Origin of the sequence: Micromonospora sp. NPDC050695, from assembly GCF_040654415.1 — a bacterium.
Lineage (GTDB): Bacteria > Actinomycetota > Actinomycetes > Mycobacteriales > Micromonosporaceae > Micromonospora.
The window spans coordinates 181,968-196,187 of the sequence record NZ_JBFAHZ010000001.1 but is presented as its reverse complement, the minus strand read 5'-3'; the positions used below and the strand labels follow the sequence as shown (position 1 = coordinate 196,187).

Below are 14,220 nucleotides of genomic sequence, written 5' to 3'. Positions count from 1 at the left end.
GCACCCTATGCGGTGCGGTGATCCACCTCCGCCCGGGTGTCCCGACCAGCGTCCGCGTCGTGCACGCGGAGGAACCCGGCGACCGCCGCCGGCCAGCCGAACTCCTCGGCCCGCGCCCGGGCGGCCCGCCGCCGCTGCGCCTGCGGCCGGGCCGCCAGGCGGCTCACCGCCTCGGCCATCGCCGCCCCCGAGCCGTACGCGGCGACCCCGGCGGCGCCGACCACCTCGGGCAGGGCGCTGGCCGCGTTGACCACGACCGGGGTGCCGCAGGCCAACGCCTCCAGCCCGGCCAGGCCGAAGGTCTCCACCGGGCCGGGGGCGAGCACGACGTCGGCGCTCGCCAGCAGCGCGGCCACCGCCGCGCGGTCGGGCAGGAAGCCGGTGAACGTGACCGGCAGCCCGGCGGCCTGCCGGGCCAGCGCGGCGCGCAGTGGGCCGTCCCCGGCCATCACCAGGACCGCCGGTACGCCCGCGCGCCGCAGCTCGGCGAGGGCCTGCACGGCCAGCTCCGGCCGCTTCTCCGGGGACAGCCGGGCACAGTGCACCAGCAGCAGCTCCGTGGTGTCGGCGTAGCGTTCACGCAGCCGTGGCTCGGCCCGGTCCGGGTGGAACGTGTCCAGGTCCACCCCGAGCGGCACCAGGTCCACGTTGCCGGCGCCGATCCGGTCGAACTCCTCGGCCGCCCACCGGGTCGTGCAGACGATCCGGTCGTACGCATGGCTGGTCGCCCGGTTGAGCCGGTCGGCGGTCGCCCGGCGCAGCGCGTCCGGAACGCCCCACTGGCCGAGCAGCCCGGTCAGCGACTCGTGCGACACCATCACCGACGGCACCCCGTGCTCCCGCGCCCACCGTCCCGTCCAGCGCAGCGACGACCGGTCCGAGACCTCCAGCCGGTCCGGGGCCAGCTCGGCGAGCAGGCGGGTCAACCGGCGGCGGCCGGCCAACAGCCGGTAACCGCCGCTGCCCGGCAGTTCCGGACCGGGCAAGGTGACCACCCGCCCCCACGGGTACGACTCGTCGGCGGCCCGTTCGCCGGGCACCACCAGCACCGGATCGTGCCCGGCGGCCCGGTACCCCTCGCCGAGGTGGCGCAACGCCGTGCGCAGACCACCGGAGCGGGCGGTCACGAAGTTGGCGAGCCGCACGATCCGCAGTCCGCGGGCCGTGCCGGTCATGAGGCGGCCGGCAGGCCGACGGTGGCGGTCGAGGCCCGTACCGCGTGGTAGTGCCCGATCAGCTCGTCGCCGACGGCGGCCCAGCTGCGCCGGCTGACCGCGGCCCGGGCGGCCAGGCCGTACGCCCGCCGCCGGCCGGCGTCGCCGGCCAGGTCGGCCACCGCCGCGGCCAGCGCGTCGCCGTCGTTCGGCGGCACCAGCAGCCCGGTGACGCCCTCGTCGACCAGGTCGAGCGGACCGCCGCTGGCCGGCGCCACCACCGGCACCCCGGAGGCCAGCGCCTCCTGGAGGGTCTGGCCGAACGTCTCGTGCGGCCCGGTGTGCACGAACACGTCCAGGCTGGCGTAGAGCCGGGCCAGGTCCTCGCCGTGCTGCACGCCCAGAAAGCTCACCCCGGGCAGCGTCCGGGCCAACTGGCGGCGGGCCGGGCCGTCACCGGCCACCACCACCCGCACGCCCGGCAGCCGGGATGTCGCCGCCAGCAGGTCCACCCGCTTCTCCGGAGCGAGCCGGCCGACGTAGCCGACCAGCAGCTCACCGCCGGGCGCCAGCCGTTGCCGCAGCGCCGCGCAGCGTTTCGCCGGATCGAACCGGACGGCGTCCACACCCCGACCCCACAACCAGATCCGCTGCACCCCGTTGGCGATCAGGTCGGCGGCGGCCCGGGTGGACGGGGCGAGGGTCCGGTGCGCCGAATTGTGGATCTCCCGGATCCGTCGCCACGCCGCCGCCTCACCCCAGCTCACCCGGTACGCCCGGGCGTACGCGGCGACGTCGGTCTGGTACACCGCCACGGTGGGCAGCCCGTGCCGGCTGGCCAGCGTGGCCGCCCGCGCACCGAGGATGAACGGGCTGGCCAGGTGGACGACGTCCGGTGCGGCCGACAGCAGCGCCCCGGACAACCGGGTGGTGGTCGGCACGCCCAGCCGGAAGCCCTGGTAACGCGGCAACGGCACGCTGGGGATGCGCACCACCGGGTACGGCATCCGCTCGATGTCCTGCCGTCCGGCCCCAGGCGGGGAGGGTGCGATGACGACCGGCTCGTGGCCCCGGGCGAGCAGATGCTCCGCCGTACGCACCACGGAGTGCGCGACGCCGTTCACATCCGGCGGGAACGACTCGGTCACGATGGCGATCCGCATGCCCACACCGTGCGGGTGCCATGGGTGCGGCAGACGACGGTCCGCTGACCGGCCGGCGAACAGTTCGGCACAACACCGCCGGCCGCACGACGGACCGGGACGCGCCCGGGTCAGATGTCGTAGCTCGCGCCGGCCCGGACCACCTCGAGCGGGCCGGTGTACGCGGCGGCGGCCGACTCCAGCGTGTGCGCCTCACTGCCCCACGCGGCCACCAGGTGGGTGAGCAGGAGCCGGCCCACCATCGCCTTCGTCGCCGTCTCGCCGGCCTCCCGGCCCGTCAGGTGCAGATCCGGCGGATTGTCCACCCCGTCGAGGAAGCTCGCCTCGCACAGGAAGACGTCGGCGTTCTGGGCCAGCCGCAGCAACGCGTCGCAGGGCGCGGTGTCCGACGAGTAGCACAGCGACCGGCCGTTGTGCTCCAGGCGCACCCCGTACGTCTCGACGGGATGGTTGACCCGGTCGACGGTGACCGTGAACGGGCCGATCGGAAAGGTGCCCGGCTCGAGCGCGTAGAACTGGTACACGTCGTCGATGGTGCCGTCGTCGTGGTACGCGGCACTGAGCCGGTCCGGTGCGCCGGAGGGCGCGTACACCGGCAGCGCCGGATAGGGGCCTTGCGGGGCGTACCGGCGGACCACCACGTACGTCACGGCGTCGAGGATGTGATCACAGTGCAGGTGGGTCAGCAGGATCGCGTCCGGGGCGTGCAGCCCCGCGTACCGCTGGAGGCTGGACATCGACCCCGAACCGAAGTCGACCAGGAGCCGGAAGCCGTCGGCCTCGACGAGGTAGGCCGAGCACGGGGACTCCGGGCCGGGAAAACTGCCGGCGCAACCCAGGACGGTCAGTCGCATCGGGTTGTCTCGCCATCACTGTCAGTAGCATCCGAGTCGGCCATCGTTCCAGCCGTGATCTCTACCGACGCGTACGCCACGCTGCGCAGCCTACGCCCGGGTGCCTGGCGGCAAGAATCATCCACTGGAAGTTGTCACGAACGTGACACCCGCTCACGGCGCGCCGGGCAGCCTACGGGCCGTCGACGCGCGCATCGACGGCCCGTACCCAACGACCATTCCGGTCACGCCCAGAGCTGCCCCTCCAGGGCGTCCTCGGCGTCCGCGAGGGTGCCGCCGTACGCGCCGGTGGACAGGTACTTCCAGCCGCCGTCGCAGACCACGAACGCCACGTCGGCGCGACGGCCGTCGCGGACCGCCTCGTGCGCCACCGCGAGCGCGGCATGCAGGATCGCGCCGGTGGAGAACCCGGCGAAGATGCCCTCCACCTCGACGAGCTGCCGGGTGCGCAGCACCGCGTCCCGGGTGCCCACCGAGAAACGCCGGGAGAGCACCGACGCGTCGTACAGCTCCGGCACGTACCCCTCGTCGATGTTGCGCAGCCCGTAGACCACCTCGCCGTAGCGCGGCTCGGCGGCCACGACCTGGATGCCGTCGACCTTCTCCCGCAGGTAACGGCCGGTGCCCATCAGGGTGCCCGTGGTGCCCAGCCCGGCCACGAAGTGCGTGATGGTGGGCAGGTCGTGCAGCAGCTCCGGCCCGGTCGTCTCGTAGTGCGCCCGGGCGTTGGCCTCGTTGCCGTACTGGTAGAGCATCACCCAGTCCGGATGCTCGGCGGAGATCTGCTTGGCGGTGGCGACAGCCTGGTTGGAACCCCCGGCCGCCGGCGAGAAAATGATCTCGGCACCGTACATCCGGAGCAGCTGAACCCGCTCGGTCGAGACGTTCTCCGGCATCACACAGACCAGCCGGTAGCCGCGCAGCTTCGCCACCATGGCCAGCGAGATGCCGGTGTTGCCGCTGGTCGGCTCGAGGATGGTGTCACCCGTGCGGAGCCGACCGGCCTCCTCGGCGGCGCGGACCATGAACAGCGCGGCCCGGTCCTTGATGCTGCCGGTCGGGTTCCGATCCTCCAACTTGGCCCACAGCCGCACCGGTGGAGCGCCGTCGGGCACCGTCGGCGAGAGCCGGGGCAGACCGACCAGCGGCGTGCCGCCGCACGCGTCGAGCAGGCTGTCGTACCGCGCCATGGCGGCCGCCCTCAGCGGGCCGCAGCTGCGGCGCTGCGCTGGCTGACCGCGGCTGCCGCCGCGCCGTGCGAGCTGGTCGCGGCTGCCGCCGCGCTGTGCTGGCTGATCGCGGCTGCCGCCGCGAAGCCGAACGCGCCGCCGGCCACCGCCGGCAGGATGGTGACACTGTCACCGTCGGAGAGCTTGGCGTCCAGGGCGCCGAGGAAGCGGACGTCCTCGTCGTTGACGTACACGTTGACGAAGCGGTGCAGCGCGCCGGCCTCGGTGACCAGCCGGCCACGCAGCCCGGCGTGCCGGGAGTCCAGGTCGACGAGCAGGTCGCCCAGGGTGTCGCCGGCGCCGTCGACGACCTTGGCGCCGCCGGTGTAGCTGCGCAGGATGGTGGGGATGCGAACCTCAATGGCCATGATGTCGTGCTCCTCGCTCGGATGTGCCTACGGTGACGGGACGAAACGGGTGCGGACGCTGACGGGTCAGCGACCGGAACACTCGTAGTCGACCGTCGCCGGGCTCTGCCCGAACATGTACGACTGGACGGCGTGCGGGTCGACGCCGGCCTCCACGATCCGGACCGGCTCCTCGGTCACCACCCCGTCGACGATCCGGAACGACCGGATCTCCTCCGAGTCCGGCTCGCGGGTCGAGACGAGCAGGTAGTGCGCGCCCGGCTCGCCGGCGAAGGAGACGTCGGTCCGCGACGGGTACGCCTCAGTGGCGGTGTGCGAGTGGTAGATGACCACGGGTTCCTCGTCGCGGTCGTCCATGTCCCGCCAGACGCGCAACTGCTCCATCGAGTCGAACTCGTAGAAGGTCATCGACCGCGCGGCATTGTCCATCGGGATGTGCCGGGTCGGGGTGTCGCTGCCGACGGCACCGGCGACGACGCCGCACGCCTCGTCGGGGTGGTCCCGGCGCGCGTGGGCGACGATCGCGTCGATGATCGACCGGTCGATGCTCAGCACGTACACCAGCCTAACGCCTGCCGGACAGCGCCTGAAGTGGTGCCGGTCACGCCTAGTCGATCAAGGCGTTGAGCAGCGACTCCTGCAGATAACCGAGGTACGCGTAGACCGACAGCTGGAACACCCGACTGGAACCCGGATCCTCGGTGACCGCGTCGTCCAACTCCTCGCCGAGGTCCGTGCCGTCCTTGATCTCCAGCCGGACACCCATCGCGAGCCGGGCGTCGTTCAACGCCCGCAGCCACGCCTCGGCCGCCTCCGCGTCCAGCCGCACCTCGCCACCGGCGTCGTCGGGCAGCGCGGCCAGGATCGCACCCGCCTGATCGATCTTGGCAGTCTTCAGGTCACCCTCGGTGTAGCGGCGGAACTCGGCGGAGTCGGCCGCGTCCTTCGGGTAGACGGCGGGAAAGAGCCGACCGACCACCGGATCGGTGTGGTCGAAGCCATCGGTCAACAGGCCGACCACCTCGTTGGCCACCTTGCGCAGCACCCGCACCTCGTCGACGGCGAAGGTGGCGACGTAACGGCCGGCCTGGCGACGGAACATGCTCACGAGCGATCCACCGTCGCCCACAGGCCGTACGCGTGCAGCTGCGACGCGTCGTGCTCCATCCGCTCCCGGGCACCCGTGGAGACCACGGCCCGGCCCTTGTGGTGCACGTCCAGCATGAGCTGCTCGGCCCTCTCCCGGCTGTAGCCGAAGAGCTTCTGGAAGACCCAGGTCACGTACGTCATCAGGTTGACCGGGTCGTCCCACACGATCGTCACCCATTGCCGGTCGGCCGCCGGCACGTCGTCAGTGTCCGGCGTCTCGACCGGTGCAACCTGTGGAGCCGCCATGCCCCCCATCGTGCCACCGGTTTCCCGGAACCGAGGAACCGGAACGCCGGGCGAGCGAGGATCGCCCACTCCGGCCGCGCCCGAGCCGCCCCGGACGTCGTCCGACGCGAGGGGCGATGCGGGCCCGGAGAGGGAGGCGACCACGCCGTCAGGCGAGCAGGATGCCGTGGTCGACTGCATCGGAGAGCACCGCGCCCAGCGAGAGGCGGATCACCTCGAACCGCCGGGACACCTCCCGGGACAACCCCAGCTCGACCTCCCGCAACGCCCGCTGCGACCAGGCCCGCGCGGCGTTGTGGTCGTCGTTGCCGGGCGTACGCCACTGCTGCCAGCAGCCACCGGAGAGCGCCACCGCGACCGGCGGGAGCACCTCGTCGCGGGACGCCGTCGGATAGCTGGCGAGCGCGTCGATCGCGTCCGTGCCGGTCAGGTTGGCAACCCCGGCCGTGCTGGTGATCAGGAGCACCCGGTCCAGATCGCGGCCGTTGCGGTGATCGGCGAGGCCGTACTGGATGGCGGTGGCGATCCGGCGGCGTACGCCCTCGGCCGGTGGCGCGCCGAGCACCCGGGCCGTCGCGTCCGCCACGATGCCCCGCACCGCGTGGTCGCACTGCGCGGTGGCCAACAGCGACAGCGCGGCCATCTCCCGGTCCAGGAGATCGGGCAGGCCGGCGCAGCCGACCCCGAAGACGATCTCCTGAACCGCCCGCAGGTGGATGTTGGCCAACTCCAGTGCGAGGTGCTGACGGATCCGCTGCGAGCAGGAGCGGGTCTGCCGGTCGAGCCGCTCGGACCAGTCTCCCGGGTCGGCCACGACAGCCACCCGGTCGTGCTGGCCGGGCAGCACCGGCGGATCGGCGCTCGCGCGGTGCAACCCTTCGTCCGCCGACCAGCCCACCAGCGCCCGGCGCAGGTCGGCCGCGGAGTTGGCGTCCTCGACCGGGAACCAGCGCGCGCCGGCCAACGCCGGCACGGCGGCCAGCAGCGCCGCCCGGTGCGCCGCCACGGTCACCTCGACCGGGGTCACCTCGCCCGGCCGTCCACCGGCGGGCGGGACGGACGCCCCCGCGTCCTCCGTCGTCGCCGCGCCGTCGGCCGCGGGACCCCAACCCGCCGAGCCCGGAGTGACCGCGAAGGTGACCTCGACCGCTGCCGGGGCGACCTCGGCGAGCAGGTTCAGCTCGGCGGCGGTGAACGCCTGGTCCGCCGCGATCACGAAGAGCAGCGCGCCGGCCCGGCCGACCGCGTCCAGCAGCACCCGGGCGCCGGCGACACCGAGCGCACCCGTGTCGGGTGTGTCGATCAGCGTGAAGTGCCGCAACAGGGGCTCCGACACGCTCAACTCGACCCGTCGGGGCGGGCGGGCCAGCGCCGGGCCGGCGGCGTCCCGGTCCGCTCCGTACGAGTAGGGCTGCCGGTAGCCGGGCACGAACGCGGCCCGGGTCGGCACCTTGGCGTGCCGGACCACCAACCAACTGCCCGCCGGGACGGTGAGCATCAGCGGGTCGAGCCCGAGCAGGGAGGCGAGCACGGTACGCCGCTCGGCGCCGGCCGGGCCGACGGCGATCACACCGAGCGGCTCACTGGGAGCGGGGCCGGTCACGCCGATGCGGGTGGGCAGGGGGCCGCAGCTGGGTAGGTCGGTGTGGCCGGTCATGTCGTCGGACGAGTCGACCGAGGGGAGAGGGCCCTGCTTCATCGGGTGGCCTCCCATGGCAGGTGACCGGGGAACCCGGTCGCGTGGAAATTCCGGTGACGGTACCCGGATGCCGGAAGAGTACGTGTGCCCTGGTCACCGGGCGGAACACTTCGGATACTCACCGGTAGTTGCGAGATTACTCAACTTCTGTGCGTGACGGTGCGGGCGCGGACAGGGCTCGATGGATATGCTGCGCGAATGAGTCCCTGGCGGTTCGTTGGCCGTAACGACGAACTCAACCGGCTGTTGGCGGCGGTGACCGGCGAGGGTGGGCGCGGGCTCTTCTTCAGCGGCAGCGCCGGCATCGGCAAGAGCCGGCTGCTGCGCGAGGGCGTGGCCACGCTGCCCACCGACCGGTACGCGATCTGGTCCATCGCGGCGAGTGCCACCACCGCCGCGCTGCCGTTCGGCGGGCTGGTGCAGGTCCTCCCCGCCGAGCAGCCGCAGGGCCTCTCCCCCGCCGGCATCCTGCGGTGGGCCCTGGACGTGCTGCAACAGCAGGCCGCCGGCCGACGGATCGTCCTCGCCATCGACGACGCGCACCTGCTCGACCCGCCGTCCGCGGCACTGGTGCACCTGGTCGCCCGCGCGGAGAACGCCACCGTGGTCGGCACCCTGCGCGACGGCGAGCAGATCCCCCTGCCAATCCGTGCACTGTGGACCGACGACCTGGTCGAGCACGTCGAGCTGACCCCGATGCCGCCGGCGGAGACCGCCGGCCTGCTGGCGGAGATCCTGGGCGGTCCGGTCGACGCCGGCTCCGCCGACCGGCTCGGCCGCCTCTCGGCCGGCAACCCGCTGCTGCTGCGCGAGCTGGTGCACGCCGCCAACGGCAGCGAGGAGCTCAAGCGCACGTACGGGATCTGGAAGTGGACCGGGCGGCTGGAGCTGGCACCCAACCTGACCGACCTGATCGACACCCGGGTCGGGCAGCTCACCGACGGCGTCCGCGCCGTCGGTGAACTGGTCGCCTTCGGCGAGCCGCTCGGCCTGCACCTGCTCAACCAGGCCGCCGAGCAGGCGGACGTGGAGATGGCCGAGGAACGCGGCCTGATCACCGTGGTGCAGCACGACCGGCGCACCAACGTCCGGCTGGCCCACCCGCTCTACGGCGAGGTGCTGCGGCGGCGCTGCCCGGTCAGCCGCACCCGCCGACTCCAGGCCCGCCTCGCGGAGCTGCTGGAGCAGGTCGGCAAGCGCCGCCGCGACGACCTCCTGCGGGTGGCCGTCTGGCGCCTGGACTCGGGCACCGCACAGAACCCGGCCCTGCTGGTGGACGCCGCGGTGCAGGCGTTCACCCGCTACGACGTGCCGCTGGCGACCCGGCTGGCCCGCGCCGCGCTGAACGCCGACGGCGGCTCCGACGCGGCCGAACTGCTGGCCACCATCCTGATGTTCGCCGACCGTCCGGAGGAGGCCATCGACGTCCTCGACGCGGTGACGCCGGAGCCGGGCGACGACCGGCGGCTCTGCCGCTGGCTGACGGTCCGGGGGATGGTCAGCTACTGGGGGCTGAGCCAGGAATCCACGGTGGAAGACATCGCGAGTCGCGCCAAGCAGCTCAACGACTCCGCCGACCGGGCCCGGGTGCACGCCTTCGAAGCGATCATGCGTCTGCACCGGCTCGACACGACTGCCGCCGTACGCCTCAGCCAGCGGGTACTGGACCGGCCGGCGGCCGGCGTGGCCGCCCGCGAGCTGGCCCGCTCCACCATCGCGTACGTCCAGGCCGCGCAGGGCCAACTGACCCGCAGCGGCGCCGCCATCGCCCAGGTGCACTCCGCCGCGGCCAGTTGGCGCACCGACATGCCGTACCTGCAACTGGCCCTGGAGCTGGCCCGGGGCACCCGGCTCATGCTCACCGGCGACCTGGCCGGGATCGACGCGATCGTGGCCGACGAGTTCGCCGACCTCGCGGGCGCCGGCGACTTCCGGCTCGGCACCGGCTACCTGGCCATCCTCCAGGCGTACGCGGCCCGCCTGCGCGGGCAGAGCGACGCGGCGATGCGGACGTCGTTGGGCGCCTGCGCGGTGCTGGCCACCAGCCGGGTCTACGCCGGACTGGCGCAGGCCGAGCGGGCCCAGTCGGCGGCGCTGCGCGGCGACGCGGCGCAGGCCGCCGCCGCGATGGCCGAGGCGGACCGCACCCACGCGCCGGGCATGGCGGTGCTCTACCCGTGGCTGGAGCAGGCCCGCGGCGCGACGCTCGCCGCGTCCGGCGACCTGCCGGGTGCGGTCAAGCACCTCGGCGACCTGGTGGACCGGCTGCGCGCGGACGACTTCTCCGGGCACGAGGTGCACGTCCTGCACGATCTGGTGCGGCTCGACCAGGCGAGCATGCCGGTCGGACCCACCTGCTCCGACGGCGGCCGGCGTACGGTCGCGCAGCGGCTCGCCGAGTTGTCCGAACGGGTCGACGGGGTGCTGCCGCCACTGCTGGCCCGGCACGCCCGGGCCGCGGCGACCGACTCCGCCACGGATCTGCTGGCGGTCGCCGACGACTACGCCGCACTCGAGTTGACCGTGTACGCCGCCGAGGCCACCGCCCAGGCCGTGCAGCGGCTGCGCCGGCAGCACTCGACCGCGGCGAACGACGCCCGGGAGCGCCTGGCGGGTCTGCTCGGCCGCTGCGACCTGGTCCGTACGCCGGCGCTGTACGCCGGGGTGCCGGTGCTCACCGACCGGGAGTGGGAGGTGGCCCGCCTCGCCGCGCACGGCGCACCCAGCCGGGCCATCGCCGAGCGGCTCTACCTCTCGGCACGCACGGTGGAAAACCACCTCCAGCGGATCTACACCAAGTTGGGCGTGACCGGCCGGGCCGAGCTGTGGGCGGCGCTGCGGTCGATCCCGGGCCACGAGGGCGGCGCGGCGGGCTGAACCTTAGGCTGGGCCGGTGAGCACCCTCCGCCCCGCGCTGCTGACCGACCACTACGAGCTGACCATGGTCAGCGCGGCACTGAAGGACGGCACCGCCGACCGCCGCTGCGTCTTCGAGGTCTTCACCCGTCGACTGCCGTCCGGCCGCCGCTACGGCGTGGTCGCCGGCACGGCCCGGCTGATCGAGCTGATCCGTGACTTCCGGTTCGACGAGGCGGAGATCGACTTCCTGCGCCGGACCGGGGTGGTCGACGAGACGGCGGCGGCCTGGCTCGCCGACTACCGCTTCACCGGCGACATCGACGGGTACGCCGAGGGTGAGCTGTTCTTCCCCGGCTCGCCGATCCTCACCGTCTCCGGCGGCTTCGCCGAGTGCGTGGTGCTGGAGACGCTGGCGCTGTCGGTGCTCAACCACGACAGCGCGGTGGCGGCCGCGGCAGCCCGGATGGTGACCGCGGCGCGTGGTCGGGCGCTGATCGAGATGGGGTCGCGTCGGGCGCACGAGGAGTCCGCGGTGGCCGCGGCGCGGGCCGCGTACCTGGCCGGGTTCCGGTTCACCTCCAACCTCGCCGCGGGCGCGCGCTACGGCATCCCCACGGCGGGTACGGCGGCGCACGCGTTCACGCTGCTGCACGACGACGAGCGGGCCGCCTTCGCGTCGCAGGTGGCCACGCTGGGCAAGGACACCACGCTGCTGGTCGACACGTACGACATCAGCCAGGGCATCCGCAACGCGATCGCGGTGGCCGGGCCGGAGCTGCGGGCGGTCCGCATCGACTCGGGTGACCTGGCGGTCATCGCCCAGCAGTCCCGGGAGTTGCTGGACTCGCTGGGAGCCACCGAGACCAAGATCATCGTCTCGGGTGACCTCGACGAGTACTCGATCGCCGCGCTGGCCGCCGAACCGGTCGACATGTACGGCGCCGGTACGGCCGTCGTCACCGGCTCCGGGGCACCGACAGCCGGGCTGGTCTACAAGCTCGTCGAGGTCGACGGCCGGCCCGTGGTGAAGCGGTCCGAACACAAGGCGACCATCGGCGGCCGGAAGGTGGCCGTCCGCCGGCACAAGCCGACCGGCACCGCCACCGACGAGATCATCGTTCCGCAGGGCGTGCCGGACCGGCAGCCCAACGACCGGATGCTCCAGCGCTCGTACGTGGTCGACGGCGAGCCGATGGCCCTGCCGACCCTCGACCAGTCGCGGGAGCACCTGCGGGAGTGCCTGATCTCCATCCCGTGGGAGGGGTTGAAGCTCTCCGCCGGCGACCCGGCCGTGCCGGTCACCGTCGTACCTGCCAGCTGAGCCGACCGCCGGCCCGACCTGAGAGGGAGACCCGATGGCCAACGCGCTGATCATCGTGGACGTGCAGAACGACTTCTGCGAGGGCGGCTCACTGGCCGTCGCGGGCGGCGCCGGGGTGGCCGCCGGCATCTCCCGTCTGCTCGCCGCCGAGCCGGACCGGTGGGCGCACGTGGTCGCCACCAAGGACTATCACGTCGACCCGGGCGCGCACTTCGGCGATCCGCCGGACTTCGTGGAGTCCTGGCCCCGGCACTGCGTGGTCGGCACCACCGGGTCGGAGTTCCACCCCGACCTGGACACGGGCCGGGTCGAGGCGATCTTTCACAAGGGCGAGCACGCGGCGGCGTACTCCGGGTTCGAGGGGCACGCCGACGACGGCGAGTGCCTGGCCGACTGGCTGCGCCGCCACGACGTGGACCGGGTCGACCTGGTCGGCATCGCGACCGACCACTGCGTCCGGGCGACCGCGCTGGACGCCGCCCGGGAGGGCTTCGCGACCACCGTGCTGCTCGAGCTGACCGCCGCCGTCGCCCCGGAGACCACCGATGTGGCCCTGCCGGCGATGGAGGGCGCGGGGGTGACGATGCACGGGGATCCTGTGATCAGGGCCGCATGAGGCGGTAATTCGTTGGTCATCGGGCCGTCGCCGGTCGAAGATGTCGCCGGAGGTACGGACCGACGTGAACATGAAGCCTTACCGGACAGCGCTCGCCCTGCCCGGCCTGCGGTCGCTGCTGCTGGTCGCCGTCCTCGCCCGCATCCCGCTCACCGCGACCGGGGTGACGCTGACCTTCCACGTGGTGCTCGACCTCGACCGCGGCTACGGCGCGGCGGGTCTGGTCGGCGCGGCCATCACGGTGGGCGCGGCGATCGGTGGTCCGCTGCTCGGTCGCCTGGTGGACCGGCGTGGTCTGCGGCCGGTCCTGGTGCTCACCGGGATCGCCGAGGCGGTGTTCTGGTCCACTGCGCCCGCACTGCCGTACGCCCTGCTGCTGCCGGCCGCCTTCGTGGCCGGCTCGTTGGCCCTGCCGATCTTCTCGGTGGTCCGCCAATCGATCGCCGCGCTGGTCCCGGAGGACCAGCGACGGCCGGCGTACGCGTTGGACTCGATGTCGGTCGAGCTGTCCTTCATGATCGGCCCGGCGCTGGCCGTGGCCCTGGTCACCGCGATCTCCGCTCAGACCACCATGTATCTGGTCGGCGGCGGCATCGTCGCCGCCGGAATCGCGCTGTGGCTGGTCAATCCCCCGATCCGGGAGGCTGCCGAGACCCCCGGGCCGCAGCGTCGGGTGCCCCGCCGCGAGTGGCTGACGCCCCGGCTGCTCGCCGTGCTGGCGCTCAGCACCGCCGCCACCCTGGTGCTCGGCGGCACCGACGTCGCGGTGGTCGCCGTACTGCGGGCCAGTGGTGAGGTCAGCTGGACCGGCGCGGTGCTGGCCATCTGGGCGGTCGCGTCGCTGGTCGGCGGCTTCGCCTACGGGGCTGTGCACCGCTCGTTCTCCCCGCTGGCGCTGACCGCGGCGCTCGCCCTGTGCACCATCCCGGTCGGGCTGGGCGGCGCGCACTGGTGGCTGCTCTGCCTGGCTCTGCTCCCGGCCGGGGCGCTCTGCGCGCCGACCATCGCGGCCTCCTCCGACGCCGTCAGCCGGCTCGTCCCGGCCGAGGTACGCGGTGAGGCGATGGGCCTACACGGCTCCGCGGTCACCGTCGGCATCGCGGTCGGCGCTCCACTCGCCGGCGCGGTGATCGACGCCAGCGCGCCGCTGTGGGGTTTCGTGGTGACCGGTGCGCTCGGCGCGCTGGTCACCCTCGTGGTGCTGCCCATCGAGCTCCGTCGCCGCCGCAACGACGCCGATCTGCCCGCGCCCGTCGAGGCGGACCTGGCCACGGCAACCCGCTGAGGGTGCGGTAAGCCGCACACCGGAATGCGGCACGCCGTTGGCGCCCCGACCGCAGGGAACCGACCGACGCGGCGCCGCCCCAGCGGTGGAGTGCCGGCCCAGGTGCGGATCGGCACCGGCACCGTCGTCGACCTCGGCGTCGGCGTCGACGGCGGCGGCAGCGGCGGCGACGGCGACGGCGGCGGCAGCGGCAGCGGCAGCGGCAGCGGCAGCGGCAGCGGCAGCGGCAGCGGCAGCGGCAGCGGCAGCGGCAGCGGCAGCGGCAGCGGCAGCGGCA

The 14,220-nt window shown here is 73.6% G+C and carries 13 protein-coding genes; 4 read left to right on the top strand and 9 right to left on the bottom strand.

Annotated features, from left to right (window positions below; all coding sequences use genetic code 11):
- Positions 1-5: 5 nt before the first annotated feature.
- The 9 genes from AB0H52_RS00980 to AB0H52_RS00940 form a co-directional block, all read right to left on the bottom strand.
- Complete coding sequence (locus AB0H52_RS00980; protein ID WP_357944352.1) at positions 6-1,175, bottom strand: glycosyltransferase; 1,170 nt, start codon at positions 1,173-1,175, stop codon at positions 6-8.
- Complete coding sequence (locus AB0H52_RS00975; RefSeq protein WP_151487542.1) at positions 1,172-2,317, bottom strand: glycosyltransferase family 1 protein; 1,146 nt, start codon at positions 2,315-2,317, stop codon at positions 1,172-1,174. The genes AB0H52_RS00980 and AB0H52_RS00975 overlap by 4 nt, the downstream gene beginning before the upstream one ends.
- A gap of 110 nt (positions 2,318-2,427) precedes the next feature.
- Complete coding sequence (locus AB0H52_RS00970) at positions 2,428-3,171, bottom strand: MBL fold metallo-hydrolase (RefSeq protein WP_151487543.1); 744 nt, start codon at positions 3,169-3,171, stop codon at positions 2,428-2,430.
- A 224-nt stretch (positions 3,172-3,395) separates the two neighbouring features.
- On the bottom strand, positions 3,396-4,361 hold the full coding sequence (locus tag AB0H52_RS00965) for a cysteine synthase (RefSeq protein WP_278123953.1): 966 nt from the start codon (positions 4,359-4,361) through the stop codon (positions 3,396-3,398).
- A gap of 11 nt (positions 4,362-4,372) precedes the next feature.
- Positions 4,373-4,768 (bottom strand): MoaD/ThiS family protein, encoded by a 396-nt coding sequence (locus AB0H52_RS00960; protein ID WP_357944347.1) that lies wholly within the window; start codon positions 4,766-4,768, stop codon positions 4,373-4,375.
- A 66-nt stretch (positions 4,769-4,834) separates the two neighbouring features.
- The gene (locus tag AB0H52_RS00955) at positions 4,835-5,323 is read right to left on the bottom strand and encodes a M67 family metallopeptidase (RefSeq protein ID WP_151487545.1); all 489 of its coding nucleotides are present in this window, start codon (positions 5,321-5,323) and stop codon (positions 4,835-4,837) included.
- 52 nt (positions 5,324-5,375) lie between these two features.
- Entirely contained in the window at positions 5,376-5,870 is a 495-nt protein-coding gene (locus AB0H52_RS00950; protein WP_192580082.1) for a DUF2017 domain-containing protein, read from the bottom strand.
- A gap of 2 nt (positions 5,871-5,872) precedes the next feature.
- Positions 5,873-6,163 carry an ATP-dependent Clp protease adapter ClpS gene (clpS, locus tag AB0H52_RS00945; protein WP_151487547.1) on the bottom strand — a complete coding sequence of 97 codons (291 nt, stop codon included), beginning with the start codon at positions 6,161-6,163 and terminating at the stop codon, positions 5,873-5,875.
- Between the two features lie 148 nt (positions 6,164-6,311).
- Positions 6,312-7,862, bottom strand: coding sequence for a hypothetical protein (locus tag AB0H52_RS00940; RefSeq protein ID WP_151487548.1), 1,551 nt, complete (start codon positions 7,860-7,862; stop codon positions 6,312-6,314).
- Between the two features lie 198 nt (positions 7,863-8,060).
- Here AB0H52_RS00940 and AB0H52_RS00935 point away from each other — a divergent pair, with 198 nt between their 5' ends.
- From AB0H52_RS00935 to AB0H52_RS00920, 4 genes are read left to right on the top strand one after another with little or no spacing between them, the layout of a single operon-like run.
- Positions 8,061-10,739, top strand: a complete 2,679-nt coding sequence (locus tag AB0H52_RS00935; protein WP_151487549.1) for a LuxR family transcriptional regulator — start codon at positions 8,061-8,063, stop codon at positions 10,737-10,739.
- 16 nt (positions 10,740-10,755) lie between these two features.
- Positions 10,756-12,042 carry a nicotinate phosphoribosyltransferase gene (locus AB0H52_RS00930; RefSeq protein WP_278123958.1) on the top strand — a complete coding sequence of 429 codons (1,287 nt, stop codon included), beginning with the start codon at positions 10,756-10,758 and terminating at the stop codon, positions 12,040-12,042.
- Between the two features lie 34 nt (positions 12,043-12,076).
- Entirely contained in the window at positions 12,077-12,658 is a 582-nt protein-coding gene (locus AB0H52_RS00925) for an isochorismatase family protein (protein WP_357944342.1), read from the top strand.
- A gap of 40 nt (positions 12,659-12,698) precedes the next feature.
- Entirely contained in the window at positions 12,699-13,943 is a 1,245-nt protein-coding gene (locus AB0H52_RS00920; RefSeq protein WP_357944339.1) for an MFS transporter, read from the top strand.
- Positions 13,944-14,220: the final 277 nt, after the last annotated feature.

Excerpts from the sequence above, each read along its gene's own strand:
- AB0H52_RS00980 (WP_357944352.1), bottom strand. The coding sequence starts at position 1,175 with ATGACCGGCACGGCCCGCGGACTGCGGATCGTGCGGCTCGCCAACTTC.
- AB0H52_RS00970 (WP_151487543.1), bottom strand. The coding sequence starts at position 3,171 with ATGCGACTGACCGTCCTGGGTTGCGCCGGCAGTTTTCCCGGCCCGGAG.
- clpS (WP_151487547.1), bottom strand. The coding sequence starts at position 6,163 with ATGGCGGCTCCACAGGTTGCACCGGTCGAGACGCCGGACACTGACGAC.
- AB0H52_RS00960 (WP_357944347.1), bottom strand. The coding sequence starts at position 4,768 with ATGGCCATTGAGGTTCGCATCCCCACCATCCTGCGCAGCTACACCGGC.
- AB0H52_RS00920 (WP_357944339.1), top strand. The coding sequence starts at position 12,699 with ATGTCGCCGGAGGTACGGACCGACGTGAACATGAAGCCTTACCGGACA.
- AB0H52_RS00935 (WP_151487549.1), top strand. The coding sequence starts at position 8,061 with ATGAGTCCCTGGCGGTTCGTTGGCCGTAACGACGAACTCAACCGGCTG.
- AB0H52_RS00925 (WP_357944342.1), top strand. The coding sequence starts at position 12,077 with ATGGCCAACGCGCTGATCATCGTGGACGTGCAGAACGACTTCTGCGAG.
- AB0H52_RS00965 (WP_278123953.1), bottom strand. The coding sequence starts at position 4,361 with ATGGCGCGGTACGACAGCCTGCTCGACGCGTGCGGCGGCACGCCGCTG.
- AB0H52_RS00950 (WP_192580082.1), bottom strand. The coding sequence starts at position 5,870 with ATGTTCCGTCGCCAGGCCGGCCGTTACGTCGCCACCTTCGCCGTCGAC.
- AB0H52_RS00975 (WP_151487542.1), bottom strand. The coding sequence starts at position 2,317 with ATGCGGATCGCCATCGTGACCGAGTCGTTCCCGCCGGATGTGAACGGC.
- AB0H52_RS00940 (WP_151487548.1), bottom strand. The coding sequence starts at position 7,862 with ATGAAGCAGGGCCCTCTCCCCTCGGTCGACTCGTCCGACGACATGACC.